This window comes from Nostoc favosum CHAB5714, assembly GCF_020829495.1.
Classification (GTDB): Bacteria; Cyanobacteriota; Cyanobacteriia; order Cyanobacteriales; family Nostocaceae; genus Nostoc; species Nostoc favosum.
Map to the genome: position 1 here is coordinate 26639 of NZ_JAIVFQ010000064.1, position 12018 is coordinate 38656.

The 12018-nt window shown below is 41.9% G+C and carries 15 protein-coding genes; 9 read left to right on the forward strand and 6 right to left on the reverse strand.

What is annotated here, in order from left to right:
- Positions 1-50: 50 nt before the first annotated feature.
- From LC586_RS28225 to LC586_RS28240, 4 genes are all read left to right on the forward strand, one after another.
- Entirely contained in the window at positions 51-824 is a 774-nt protein-coding gene (locus LC586_RS28225; RefSeq protein ID WP_229488527.1) for a nucleoside phosphorylase, read from the forward strand.
- 388 nt (positions 825-1212) lie between these two features.
- Positions 1213-1773: a retropepsin-like aspartic protease family protein gene (locus tag LC586_RS28230; protein WP_229488528.1), complete on the forward strand. Its 561-nt coding sequence runs from the start codon at positions 1213-1215 to the stop codon at positions 1771-1773.
- 251 nt (positions 1774-2024) lie between these two features.
- A complete protein-coding gene (locus tag LC586_RS28235) occupies positions 2025-2417 on the forward strand; it encodes a carboxymuconolactone decarboxylase family protein (protein WP_229488529.1) in 393 nt (130 codons plus the stop codon).
- Positions 2418-2471: 54 nt separating this feature from the next.
- Positions 2472-3284 carry an alpha/beta fold hydrolase gene (locus LC586_RS28240; RefSeq protein WP_229488530.1) on the forward strand — a complete coding sequence of 271 codons (813 nt, stop codon included), beginning with the start codon at positions 2472-2474 and terminating at the stop codon, positions 3282-3284.
- Positions 3285-3779: 495 nt separating this feature from the next.
- On the opposite strand, the gene LC586_RS28245 is transcribed toward LC586_RS28240, so the two are convergent.
- A complete protein-coding gene (locus LC586_RS28245) occupies positions 3780-4070 on the reverse strand; it encodes a hypothetical protein (protein ID WP_229488531.1) in 291 nt (96 codons plus the stop codon).
- Between the two features lie 119 nt (positions 4071-4189).
- Positions 4190-5029 (reverse strand): prephenate/arogenate dehydrogenase, encoded by an 840-nt coding sequence (locus LC586_RS28250; protein ID WP_229488541.1) that lies wholly within the window; start codon positions 5027-5029, stop codon positions 4190-4192.
- Between the two features lie 70 nt (positions 5030-5099).
- Here LC586_RS28250 and LC586_RS28255 point away from each other — a divergent pair, with 70 nt between their 5' ends.
- The 4 genes from LC586_RS28255 (at position 5100) to LC586_RS28275 (ending at position 9230) form a co-directional block, all read left to right on the forward strand.
- Positions 5100-6674 carry a pentapeptide repeat-containing protein gene (locus tag LC586_RS28255; protein WP_229488542.1) on the forward strand — a complete coding sequence of 525 codons (1575 nt, stop codon included), beginning with the start codon at positions 5100-5102 and terminating at the stop codon, positions 6672-6674.
- A gap of 78 nt (positions 6675-6752) precedes the next feature.
- Positions 6753-7346, forward strand: a complete 594-nt coding sequence (locus tag LC586_RS28260; RefSeq protein WP_229488532.1) for a DUF1517 domain-containing protein — start codon at positions 6753-6755, stop codon at positions 7344-7346.
- A 70-nt stretch (positions 7347-7416) separates the two neighbouring features.
- Complete coding sequence (locus LC586_RS28265) at positions 7417-8301, forward strand: hypothetical protein (protein WP_229488533.1); 885 nt, start codon at positions 7417-7419, stop codon at positions 8299-8301.
- Positions 8302-9089: 788 nt separating this feature from the next.
- On the forward strand, positions 9090-9230 hold the full coding sequence (locus tag LC586_RS28275; protein WP_229488534.1) for a hypothetical protein: 141 nt from the start codon (positions 9090-9092) through the stop codon (positions 9228-9230).
- Here LC586_RS28275 and LC586_RS28280 read toward each other — a convergent pair.
- The 3 genes from LC586_RS28280 to LC586_RS28290 form a co-directional block, all read right to left on the reverse strand.
- Entirely contained in the window at positions 9217-9654 is a 438-nt protein-coding gene (locus LC586_RS28280; protein WP_229488535.1) for a PIN domain-containing protein, read from the reverse strand. The genes LC586_RS28275 and LC586_RS28280 overlap by 14 nt on opposite strands.
- A 2-nt stretch (positions 9655-9656) precedes the next feature.
- Positions 9657-9872, reverse strand: a complete 216-nt coding sequence (locus LC586_RS28285; protein WP_229488536.1) for a hypothetical protein — start codon at positions 9870-9872, stop codon at positions 9657-9659.
- Positions 9873-10174: 302 nt separating this feature from the next.
- On the reverse strand, positions 10175-10780 hold the full coding sequence (locus tag LC586_RS28290) for a Uma2 family endonuclease (RefSeq protein WP_229488537.1): 606 nt from the start codon (positions 10778-10780) through the stop codon (positions 10175-10177).
- 211 nt (positions 10781-10991) lie between these two features.
- On the opposite strand from LC586_RS28290, the gene LC586_RS28295 reads away from it, so the two are divergent.
- Positions 10992-11342: a histidine triad nucleotide-binding protein gene (locus LC586_RS28295; protein ID WP_229488538.1), complete on the forward strand. Its 351-nt coding sequence runs from the start codon at positions 10992-10994 to the stop codon at positions 11340-11342.
- Positions 11343-11788: 446 nt separating this feature from the next.
- On the opposite strand, the gene LC586_RS28300 is transcribed toward LC586_RS28295, so the two are convergent.
- Positions 11789-12018: hypothetical protein (locus LC586_RS28300; RefSeq protein WP_229488539.1), on the reverse strand; the 230-nt coding region annotated here is incomplete at its 5' end.

Below are 12018 nucleotides of genomic sequence, written 5' to 3' on the forward strand. Positions count from 1 at the left end.
GACTTTATATGATTAGGAAACGCTATAAGAACTTTAAAATCCAAAATTGAATGCCAAATAAACGCTTCTATCACATTGGCTTTGGGCAAGATAATTTAGGTTCATCGCCTCCCACCATTGCTCTATTATCTGGCGATCCAGAGCGATCGCGTCTAATTGCCCAAACTTATTTACAAGATGTGCGCTTGTTGTCAGAAAATCGCGGACTCAATAGCTATGTAGGATATTTGCCTAATGGTCGCGCTATATTATCAGCTACTAGTGGTATGGGTGCGCCTTCATTAAGTATTGTTGTCAATGAGTTAGTACAAGTAGGAATCCGGCAAATTATTCGCATTGGAACTTGCGGATCGATTCAATCTTATATACCAGTCGGTAGCGTTGTTATTAGCAGTGCAGCATTGTGTCGCCAAGGTGCAGCAAATGATATTGCACCTGTGGAGTATCCAGCCGCAGCCGATCCGTTTCTTACAGTCGCTTTAGTTAAAGCAGCACGAGAATTAAAGGTTGAACATTACATAGGAATTACGGCATCAGTTGATACTTTTTACGAAGGACAAGAACGCACTGGTTCAGCGAATCCAAATTTAATGCGATCGCTGCATGGTATTACAGAAGAATATCGGCGATTAAATATCTTGAATTATGAGATGGAATGCGGCACACTATTCAAAATGGCAGGAGTGTATAATTTTACAGCTGCTGCTGTTTGTGGTGTAGTTGCTGGGCGTACTGTTAGTGAAAATATCATCTTAGAACAAAAGGATATTGCTGTTACAAATGCGATCGCAACTGCTGTACATGCAGCAGAAACCCTTGAATAATCACAAATTTATCTTATCTAACTTCTTAGTTTGCCAGATTTAATATACTCTAACTAGTTTGATCGTGTCTTTACCTAATCTTTAATTTATCAATCAGTAATTATAGATAAAATGTATGGAGTTAAATGCAATTTAATCTTCTGGAGACATTTAAATAAACAGGAAAGTAAAAAATATCAATAAATAACTTAAAAATACCAAAGCTGTGTGATTAATATAGACAATAATTGTAACGAAAACAATGCCAATTATTTTGAATTTTATTGTATAAAGGTTTACAAAAATTAGCTTTTTATCTTAAAAAGATGGATTTACAGTACCAATTATTGCAGCGATTATGATAAGTTAAGCTATTAAAAAAACTCAGCGAAATTGGAGAAAATATAACATGAAGAATGCTTGGAGGCGTTGGATTACAACCGTTAACCTAGCTGCAATCGGACTAATGCCGACGCTGATATTTTTAGCATTCTCTCATCGGGTAATAGCTGACGATCCAGGAGCATGTTACATGGTAACTTCTTCTGGTAAAACCGTTGGATTGGGAAGGCTTTGTGGCAATATAGCCGTACCTTCAGACAACAAAGTTTTTCGAGTCTCAATCAAACGCCGCTTTGGTGGAACTCCTGTGATTGATGTCACTTTCAACGACAAAAAAACCTTTGAAATGATTGTAGATACAGGTTCCAGTGAAACCATTATCACTCAAGATATGGCGAATACACTTGAACTCCAGGCTACAGGGACAATGCAAGCCCAAATTGCCGATGGTAGCCAAGTAGAATTCCCAACCAGTCAGGTAAAATCTATTGCAGTAGGTGGAGTTACAGCCAATAATCTTCAGGTAGCGATCGCACCAAAAGCAAGCATCGGCTTACTGGGTCACGATTTCTTTGGCACTTATGATATTAAGATTCTGGAAAAAGAGGTCGAATTTCATCACCGCTAATGTTCGCAGGTAAAAACGTAGTATCCTACATTTTGGTATCTAAAAATAAGTCCAAAATCATGAGGAGAAATCCCATAGGATTATTACTTTACGCGGTGTGCAACTTTCCCTCAAACCTAACCCCCAACCCCTTCCCTAAGAGGGAAGGGGAGCAAGACTTAAAGCCTCTCTCCGCTTCGGGGAGAGGAATGGAAGTGGGGTTTTAAGAATAAGTTGCACATCGCGTTACTTAGCGGAGTGATTGTAAACTCATGACTAAGCTGATTGAATACGAAGAAGCTAGCAACGAAGTACGTGCAGTATATGACGACATCCGCGCTACACGCCAGAATGACTATATCAATAACTTTTGGAAAGCTATAGCTAATCATCCCCCTACCTTGCAACGAACTTGGCAAGCGGTGAAGGAAGTGATGACTGGCCCCGGTGAGATTGATCCACTAATGCGCGAACTAATTTACATCGCCGTGAGTGCGACGAATGGCTGTGAGTATTGCATCGCCTCGCACACAGCAGGGGCGCGGGCCAAGGGTATGGATGATACCATGTTCGGGGAACTAATGGCGATCGCAGCCATTGCCAACATGACCAATCGCCTCGCCAACGGCTATCAAATTCCGGTAGACGAGAGATTTAAGATGTAGGAGTGTAGCGTTGTCCATCCCTGCTTAAGATCAGGTTTAGCAGAATTATTGACCATGCCCAAAGTTCAGATTAACGGGATTGATTTGTTCTACGACATTAAGGGAACCGGTGAGCCTTTGCTATTAATAGCTGGTTTCCTTTGCGATCATGCCTATTGGTCGCTGATTATGCCATCGCTAGTTTCGCAGTATCAAGTCATTCGCTTAGACAACCGAGGTATGGGGCGAAGTTCTGCTCCCGAAAACCCTTATAGTCTGAAACAGATGGCTAGTGATGTTGCAGCATTGCTCGATCATATTGCGATCGATAAGGTGCATGTAGCAGGTCATTCAATGGGTGGTCAGATAGCCCAAGAGTTAGTGTTAGCACATCCTGAAAAGGTAGAAAGTCTGATACTACTTTCATCCTTGGCAAAGGGTGATGGATTATTTAACAGCATCATCGAGACTTGGGGCGACCTCTGCAAAAATGTAGACTTGAAACTTTATGAAAAAGTCGTATTACCCTGGATATTTACAGATACGTTCTACTCGATTCCTGGGATGATTGAAGGTTTGATTGAATTTGCAATCAGATATCCTTTCCCACCTGCGGCTCATTCACTCTATCATCACAGCCGAGCCATGCTTGACTTTGACACAACAAACCGCCTTCAACAAATTCATTGTCCTACCCTAGTTATAGTTGGGAAACAAGACATTCTCACCCCGCTAAAGTTTTCCCAGCAACTTGCTCAAGGCATTCCTAACGCTGAACTTTTAGTCCTCAATGCTGGGGGTCATGGCTTCTTAATTGAGTCCCCGGATGCTGTGGTTTCAGCCATGCTTAACTTCCTGCGGAAGTTGAAGCCAGCCTACACGATGTAAGTGAATCTAAATAATTAAAGGTTTGTAGTAAGCACTTTATTGCTTAGAACTAATCCACCACTAATTAACAGAGTTAGCAGGTTCACTTCAGACAAGTCAGTTTACCATTGGAACATCTGCAACGACAAGCAATCAACGATTTATTTATAACAGTGCTACAGGTGGACTGTTCTTTGACCAGGATGGTAGTGCATCTGGGTTTAATCAGGTAAAATTTGCACAATTATCTGCTGGATTGTCACTAAGCGAAAACAATTTTGTGGTTGTTTGAATCTAAATTAATTTGACTAGAACTTGGGGGAGGGGCAGCCAGTGGCTGCCCCATAGTAATGATTATTATTATTTACTGTTGATTTTATTTTTTGGAAGTCCCTCAATATAAGAATAAGCTCATGGTGATGGGGGGCATAATTACTGCCTTCGGAGGCAGAAATCCTGTCTTCATATACTTATAACGACGAGTTAAAGCCTCCCACATCACACGCAGCAGTAATCTTAGTCTTGAGACTCCTCAGAGATAGTTTCCGATTCGGTTTCAAGTTCTTCTGTTTGGACTTTGGCTGGAGGTTTAACAGGTTTTGGACCGCGTGCTAGGGCAGGATTCCCCTGCTGCCTGTTTTCTTCCCCATAGGATGCTTTTTTCCCTTTGTCAGACGAGCGATTACGGCTTGGTTTTGAGCTTTTGGGGTTGGATTCAATAGGAGGTATAGAATCCTTATTTTCGGAATTGTTGTCAGTGCTTCCTTGGGACTGACGTTCCGATTTCTTAATTGGGCGTTCTACCATTGTTTATTTTTGTAAATTTATCTGTATAGTACATCGGTTTGGTGACTATAAAACGTGCTTTTTTAGGCAAAACCTACGCAGTATTGGGTGCGTTGTAAATAATGTAACGCACCCTAAAACTAATCAACAAAATCAGGTCGTGCCTTTCCGGTTGATTTCAACTTTTGCTCTAAAACTGCCCAATTTTCTTGCTCAATTAAGTTAGTCAACTCATCGAGATTCTGACGATATTGTTGCAGCGATCGCAGCAATGCCTGACGATTATACCGGGCCATCATCACACCCAACTCTGGATTCCCACCACCCACACGGCTGGTATCCCGAAAACCTGAACTAGCTAACTTTTGGGCTAATTCCAAAACATCGGGGTCAGTTTCACTCAAACAAGCAGCAATCAACGAGGAACTGACCATTACAGGTAAATGAGAAATCCAACTAACAGCGCGGTCATGTTGCTCTGGTTGACAATAGTATATTTTAGCGTCAAGCGATCGCACAATTTCCTCTACAACCGTAATTGCACTAGTTTTTGTTGTAGTTATCGGTGTTAGTACATAAGGTTTATCAACAAATAAATCTCGCTGTGCAGCTTCTATCCCACTGTCTGTCCTTCCCGCCATTGGGTGACCGCCGATAAAATTATCCCAAAGGGGAGAAATCGCCTTGACTATCTGTGCTTTCGCTGATCCCACATCAGTTACAACGCAAGAAGCAGACAAATGAGCGATCATTTCCTTAAATTGGGGCACAATAAGCGCTAGAGGTGTACAAATAAATACAACCTCTGCGGCTGCCAATAGGCTCAGATCAACGGATGCTTGATCAACACTGCCGAGAGCAACTGCCTTTTGGCAAGTGGATTCACGGCGACTGACTCCTAAGATATGATGTCCAAGCGATCGCAAATCAAAACCCAAAGATCCGCCTATCAGTCCCAGTCCTAAAATCCCAATATTCATTTTTGATTTTGACATTCCGTTTTTTATGACTTTACCAACTATTAAAGTTGGCATCCAAGGGGTAGCATCGATGACTGTAGAGGAATTACTGGAACAATACGCGGCAGGAGTCTTAAACTTTAATGGTGTTGACCTCTCGGAAGCTAACCTGAGTGGGGCGAAACTCAGTGGCGTGAATCTTAGCGATGCTAATTTGAGTATAGTCAACCTGAGCGGCGCGAATCTGAGTGAAGCTAACTTGAGCAATGTCTTGCTGAATGTAGCAAGACTGAGTGGCGCAAATTTATCTAGCGCCATCTTAAATAACGCCAGTCTCAATGTTGCTAATTTGATTCGAGCGGATCTTAGTCGCGCTCAACTTAAAGGAACCTCATTGATCCGCGCCGAATTAATTCGTGCTGATCTCAGTCGCGCCGATCTGTTGGAGGCTAACCTCACCAGTGCCGATCTGCGAGAGGCGACACTCCGCCAAGCGAATCTCCGTCACGCTAACTTGAGTGAGGCCATATTAAAAGGCGCTTCCTTGACAGGAGCCAACTTGGAGATGGCTAACTTAAATGCCAGTGATCTCAGTCATTGTGACATTAGCGGCGCAAATTTGCGAGATGCCGAACTCAGACAAGCGGTTCTCAGACATGCTAACTTGAGCGGAGCAGATTTGAGCGGGGCGAACCTCCGGTGGGCAGATTTGAGCGGCGCAAATCTCCGGTGGGCAGATTTGAGCGGCGCAAAATTGAGCGGGGCTACTTTAATTGGCGCAGATTTAAGCAATGCCAACTTAACGAATACAATTTTCATCCACGCCGATTTAACTCAGGCAAAATTAATTAGGGCGGAATGGATTGGTGCTGACTTAACAGGAGCAACATTAACTGGGGCAAAGCTTTATGCCACCTCCAGGTTTGGTTTAAAAACCGAAGGCATGATTTGTGAATGGGTTGATCTTAGCCCGGCAGGCGATCGCTCCATTATCCAGAAGTTCCATTCCCAAGATTCACGAGATTTTTTTAACGAAACACCGCCAACAATCCGAATTATTGTTGATGCAGCCATAGAACACGAAGCCAATTTTGCTCTTGCTGGCGCTTATTATCAAATTGCTCAGGAATACCGGAGGCTGAAACAACCTCCAAGCATGGAAAGTGGGCCTCGTCGAACTGTTTTCACATTTCATGTAGATAGCGACGAAGCATTATTTCCCACTGCTTACATTGCGATTCTTCCCTTTCTAGATGCGGTATCTACCCAAAAGAATATTTCCAGGATAGTGGAAATGATTAACAATGAAGTTGTTGGGAACCAAAATTTAAAATCGCTAAAATCACCCCAGATCATGGAAAAATTAAATATTCTTATAGAGCAAGCGATGAGTCAGGCTACAACAATTAAACAGATGAAAAAAAATATCGAAGTAGCTGCAAAGTTAAATTTTTGTAAAGCACCAACCCAAATAATTTTAACAAATTCCAGTGCCCACACTTTGATTGCCCATGACAATCCCCAGTTTGGAAAAAGATTTATTAATCGCTCTGCTCTCAATGCTTCAGCTTATAATGATATATCCAGTGAAGCAACAAAATATATATTGCCTTCGTTAAATATGGTTATGGATTTTGTCAAAGGATTTCACTATATTGGTCATTAGTCATTAGTCATTAGTCATTGGTCATTGGTCATTAGTCATTAGAGTAATGTAAAAAATAAAATTTGGAGGGAGGAAAGAATGCGCGATACCTTTAATAAAATGATCGGTCGAACTCGTTATGTAGTCTTGCGCCTATTTCTGCACTTAGGAGGAGGCGAGGTAGCACCAATTTTGGGAGTATTAAATAGTGCTGGACGAGATGCGATCGATGCCGATGGCGATTTAGAAGTTTTGGGAGAAGGATTGGTAGAAATTAGCCAAACCCTACTGCAATACGATGAATATTGGCTTTCTGCTGCCAACGAAGGTGACGTATTTTTTGATGAAGGCGAGGCAGGAGATTACGTGAATGAATTATTTACTGACTCTGCCCAAAGATATCTCAGTGAACCAGGTTACAGTTCTGACTCTAGAGCGAATGAACCTTTATCTATACCTGTAACCCGCAACGTTATTGTGATGATTACAGTAGCTTATGAAGGAGAAGTACCAGAGTTAGAAACTGATCTTTCTAACGTTCAGGCACTTAAGGAAGGCTTGAAAGCATTGATAAATTTGCATTATAAACATAGATTCAAAGCAATCCAAGTGCATTTTTCGCCAGCACAATTAGGCGATGAACTCACTAGCGATCAACTATTGCAATATTACCCAGAATTGATTCCTTTGTAATGTGTTGGGTAGTCCGTACTTACTACTTACACCAAGAAATTGTTAAGCTCAGAGATAGGACAATAATCCAATGATCATGACCATAGTACGTAAATTTACAGCCGTTTTTTTAGCTCTGAGTTTGTGTATGACAACTGTTGCTTGTGGTGGGGGAAACGAAGCTACTCCTCCAGCTAAGAACGTTAGCCAAACTTCTACTAACACAAAGCTGAGTGACGGACAGTATCAAATACAACAAGCTACCTATGACGATGCAACTGGTGAATACAGCTTGTTTTTACTTAACAATAATCCCCCAACCTTTGCAACCGAAAATTTGCAAATGGCACGGTTAACTGATGATGAAATCAAGCAGGGTAAAAAAACCTATCTAAAGGTAGACAAAGGCCAACCGATTTTATATCTGACGGAAGATTTTAAAATTGAGTATGTCCATAACGTTACCGAGAATAAAACCAATCCTCAAACAGGACAACAAGAGACAGTTGTAGTCCGTCGAGAAAATAATTTCTGGGCACCATTTGCTGGGTCTGTGGCTGGTAGCTTGGCCGGTCAGGCAATTGGTAGTATGTTGTTTAGACCCCAGTATTATGTACCCCCTGTCTATCAATCAGGCCGAGGATTAAGTGGCTTCGGTGGATATGGCGGAAGCTATGGCCAAGCAGTTGAAAGCTACCAAAGTCGCTATAATACGGCACCCGCAGCCGTGAGAAATCGCACTGCGTTCCGCAATACAGGGACAATTAGAAGGTCATATCCGGGAAATTCAACTGTACGCAATACACCGCGTAGCACTACAGGTAATAACCGTCCTTCTGGTTCTGGTTTTGGTGGTAGTACGTTGCGGCCCTCTGGCAGAGCTACTTCACCCAGACGCAATTCTGGTAGTAGTTTTGGTAGTGGGCGTAGTTCCGCACCCCGCCGCTCAACTGGTTTTGGCAGCAGACGCCGTTAGGAAATTCCAAATTTAATAAATAGACTACCTAAGAAGTGAAGGTAGTGTGTTGTATCAAGAAGTCGGAGAGTTGACTTGTAACCCTCCGACTTCTCTTTATATATATGCAATTTGTGACGATTAATTATGAATTATTCGGTCAAATAATATGAGATACTAAATACAAATATTGCTAAGAGAACAGGAACCATTTTATTAAAGTCTATTTGCTTTTTTTGAAGCATTTCTAAACAAGACATCGGGATCATCAGAGGCCAGAAGATAGTTGTTACCAAAAACATCACAACCGATAAAAATTTATCTTCTGGAGTGGAAGTAGGATGACGTAGGGAAAATATTAACCAATTGCTTAAAAAATAGCATGTCATAAACAGGTAAACAATAGTTAAAGTCAGTTGTATCTGATCCATTGTGACTACTCCTGAAGTTATGCGAACTTCACTATAGCCCAATACAGATAACACAGATACTCGTAGGGACACGGCATTGCCGTGTCCCTCATTAAAATGAGAATAGTTCTCTTCCCATCCTCCCCTGCTCCCCTTCCTCACCCGCCGACATGAACACCAGGACGGATGTGGGGATTCTTTTCAGCCCGACGGAGTACTTCACGGGTGACCAAATAATTACTAATTCGTAATGACGCTCGCGGACTCGCTACCGCTACGCTATCGGCGTCGCACTTTTGGTGATAGAGTTAAAACAGGCGATCGCCCCGATAATATTCATAGTTCCGGTAGAGGCGATCGCATTTAATACTTTACTACGCGTGATGTCTACGACGGGCTATGACGCTCGCGGACTCGCTACCGCTACGCTATCGGCGTCGCACTTCTGGTGATAGGGTTAAACCAGGCGATCGCCAGAGCGAATATTCATATTATTGTAAAGGCGATCGCAACTCATATAACCTCTCTACCTTGATTTAAACGGATTCACAATTTCTAATTGACCAGCTACTATTAACCCATCCTGCATATCTTCAGAATAAAGAATACTTGCTCTTGCCGACAGCGCACAAGCAACAATTAAACCATCCCAAAAAGAAAAATTATATCGACTGCGGATATCCGATGCAGATTCAAAAATATTTAAATTGAACTCTACCACAGTACAGCGACGGTAAAGCGACTGAATCACAGCTTTGATTTGCTCTTCGTTAAAAGCTGCTTTTTTCAGCAAATTAGCACAAACCTCATTCACAACCTGCGTACTGATAATTATTCCTTCATTTGACGTAATTGAAATAGCAATATTACGTTTTCTGTCTCTTTCTGCCACTTCTATCTTTTTGTCATCAAATAAACGATAGAGCCAAACATTTGTATCAATAAAATATCTATTATCAGTCATAACTAGCGACTGTAAATTTCTTCAGGGCTGAGTACACCATTCACTTGAATGGGATTTTCAGTTAACTCATCAATTATGTCTTTTTTTGAAAATGATTTTTTCTTCACCAAAATAATTACTTTAATATCATCTCCTTCTCCAAATTCTTGTTTGTACTCATCAGGAATCTGAATTAACCCATTTTGAATTTTTGCTTGAAACTCTACCGCATTCAACATCTTTAAATTCTCTTATCTAGCTATATAAATCAATTTTAGCTCTATTGCCCAGTTCTCTGATCGGGTTTACCAAAATCTGAATTGCATTTCTACAGGTTATTTCATTTCCTAATCAAGGCGATCGTCAAGGGCATTATTACAGCTTCTCGCTGCCAAAATTGCTATATAACTCTCATAGAAGCGATTTCTTTTGATTCGCCGCTTTACGTCTACGCACTGCTGGTGATAGGGTTAAACAGGCGACACACCCTTAATAATCATACTCTTGCTTAATGCGATCGCACCTCAATTTTCTCATGCATTTAATGAGGGAGAATATTATCTAAGCGAAGTTGCAAGCCAGGTAAAAGCGGCGAATTAATTGCTTGATTTAGTCGGTATTGTTGTTGAATATAGCTGTCTTCAACTAATTGACAAATAGTGAATGTAGGTTGTTTAGGTTTACCAATAAATGCTACACCGCCCAATCCTCGATAATCTACAATCCAATATTCAGGAATGCCTAAAAGTGCATATTCTTCAACTTTCCGTGCATAGTCGGTTTCCCAGTTGCTGCTAACAACTTCCACCACCAATTTAATTGAGCGTCCCATTGTAATTACGGGTTCTCGCTCACATTGTGGTTCACGGTCAAGAACGGTTTCATCAAGAACTACAACATCAGGACGACGAGCTGTAGCTGTATCTGCAAAGGGATAAATTAAACAAGTGCGAGGAATAAACCAGGGGAGTTGTTCTGCAACAAGGTAGATCCCAACTTGGGTTGCAAGTTTGCCACTTACCGTTTCGTGTGGGCCAGTGGGTTCCATATCAATTAGTTCTCCGTCTGCTAATTCATAGCGGGGATTGTCTCGGTATTGGGAAAGAAAATTTTCAAATGTGAGGATTTTTGGGGAGATATATGTCATGAAAGTCAATCTCCTAAAGGCAAGTTATTTTGATTATAAGTTAACCGCGATCGCTCTTAGTGTCTCCCTTTAAGAGAAGACTGCGACCCCATCACCGTTTTGGTTCTATGCACTTCTAATGATAAGAACTCTTGCAAAAGTTTTTTGTGTAAATGATCTAGTCGCTACAGTAAACCTTTAAAATCTCTAGCAGATGATTAGGTAGATTGGTATGAGTGAAACTACAGAAACGATTTTCAGCAAAATTATTCGTCGGGAAATTCCCGTTGATATTGTTTATGAGGATGATTTAGCCTTGGCATTCAAAGACATCCATCCCCAAGCGCCAGTTCACATCCTCGTCATTCCCAAAAAACCCATTCCCACACTAGCTGATGCTGAATCTCAGGATCATGCTTTGTTGGGGCATCTTTTGTTAACCGCCAAACGTGTTGCAAAAGAAGCTGGACTGGAAAACGGTTATCGAGTTGTCATCAACACCGGTGATGATGGTGGACAGACAGTCTACCACTTACATCTGCATATTTTAGGAGGACGGCAGTTGAGCTGGCCGCCTGGTTGATACAGCAGCAGGACTTACGCAAAATACCTCTCAAACTCTTATTTCTCCGTGTCGCGCCAGTTGCTTCTCCCTTGGCGCTAGCCTCTCCCTTTGGGATTCGGGGAGACGCTGCGCGTAGCAAGATCCCCGGAGGGGTACAAGTCTCTTAACCGCAAGGGCGCACTAGCTTCTCTGTGTCTCTGTGGTTCGATTTTCCGTTACCTGTGCGTAATATCATGTCCGCTTGATTACTTATTAAACCCGAATCACCCCACCCCGACAATCGTCGCTTTGTCTCCCCTCCCCGCAAGCAGGAGGGGTTGGGGGTGGGGTGCAATGACTGTGGGAATCATAACTATTTATCCGGACATGATATAAGTCCTAAGCAGAATTCAGAATTCAGGAGTCAGAAGTCAGAAGGAAAACAGGCTTTCTACCTAACTTTGAGACCTATATTGTGTACTTCATCAACTTGAAATCTGCTGTAAAACCATAAAACCGGATGAATTGTGTCTATAGACGCGATTCATCACTAAATCAAAAACGCTTCCTTCCAAAATTCTGTAGGAATTTGACACTCCCCAGCCATAAATGGCGGGGATTCTAGCATCAATGACGTTCTTTGCTTTTACAGGTCTTACGACCAATAGAAGTAGAGAGAACATCTCCGCTAGCGTTACTTTCCAGATGCCCTCCG

Bases quoted from the DNA above. Each gene is read 5' to 3' on its own strand.
- LC586_RS28225 (WP_229488527.1), top strand. From the start codon at position 51: ATGCCAAATAAACGCTTCTATCACATTGGCTTTGGGCAAGATAATTTA.
- LC586_RS28230 (WP_229488528.1), top strand. From the start codon at position 1,213: ATGAAGAATGCTTGGAGGCGTTGGATTACAACCGTTAACCTAGCTGCA.
- LC586_RS28235 (WP_229488529.1), top strand. From the start codon at position 2,025: ATGACTAAGCTGATTGAATACGAAGAAGCTAGCAACGAAGTACGTGCA.
- LC586_RS28240 (WP_229488530.1), top strand. From the start codon at position 2,472: ATGCCCAAAGTTCAGATTAACGGGATTGATTTGTTCTACGACATTAAG.
- LC586_RS28245 (WP_229488531.1), bottom strand. From the start codon at position 4,070: ATGGTAGAACGCCCAATTAAGAAATCGGAACGTCAGTCCCAAGGAAGC.
- LC586_RS28250 (WP_229488541.1), bottom strand. From the start codon at position 5,029: ATGAATATTGGGATTTTAGGACTGGGACTGATAGGCGGATCTTTGGGT.
- LC586_RS28255 (WP_229488542.1), top strand. From the start codon at position 5,100: ATGACTGTAGAGGAATTACTGGAACAATACGCGGCAGGAGTCTTAAAC.
- LC586_RS28260 (WP_229488532.1), top strand. From the start codon at position 6,753: ATGCGCGATACCTTTAATAAAATGATCGGTCGAACTCGTTATGTAGTC.
- LC586_RS28265 (WP_229488533.1), top strand. From the start codon at position 7,417: ATGATCATGACCATAGTACGTAAATTTACAGCCGTTTTTTTAGCTCTG.
- LC586_RS28275 (WP_229488534.1), top strand. From the start codon at position 9,090: ATGACGCTCGCGGACTCGCTACCGCTACGCTATCGGCGTCGCACTTCT.
- LC586_RS28280 (WP_229488535.1), bottom strand. From the start codon at position 9,654: ATGACTGATAATAGATATTTTATTGATACAAATGTTTGGCTCTATCGT.
- LC586_RS28285 (WP_229488536.1), bottom strand. From the start codon at position 9,872: ATGTTGAATGCGGTAGAGTTTCAAGCAAAAATTCAAAATGGGTTAATT.
- LC586_RS28290 (WP_229488537.1), bottom strand. From the start codon at position 10,780: ATGACATATATCTCCCCAAAAATCCTCACATTTGAAAATTTTCTTTCC.
- LC586_RS28295 (WP_229488538.1), top strand. From the start codon at position 10,992: ATGAGTGAAACTACAGAAACGATTTTCAGCAAAATTATTCGTCGGGAA.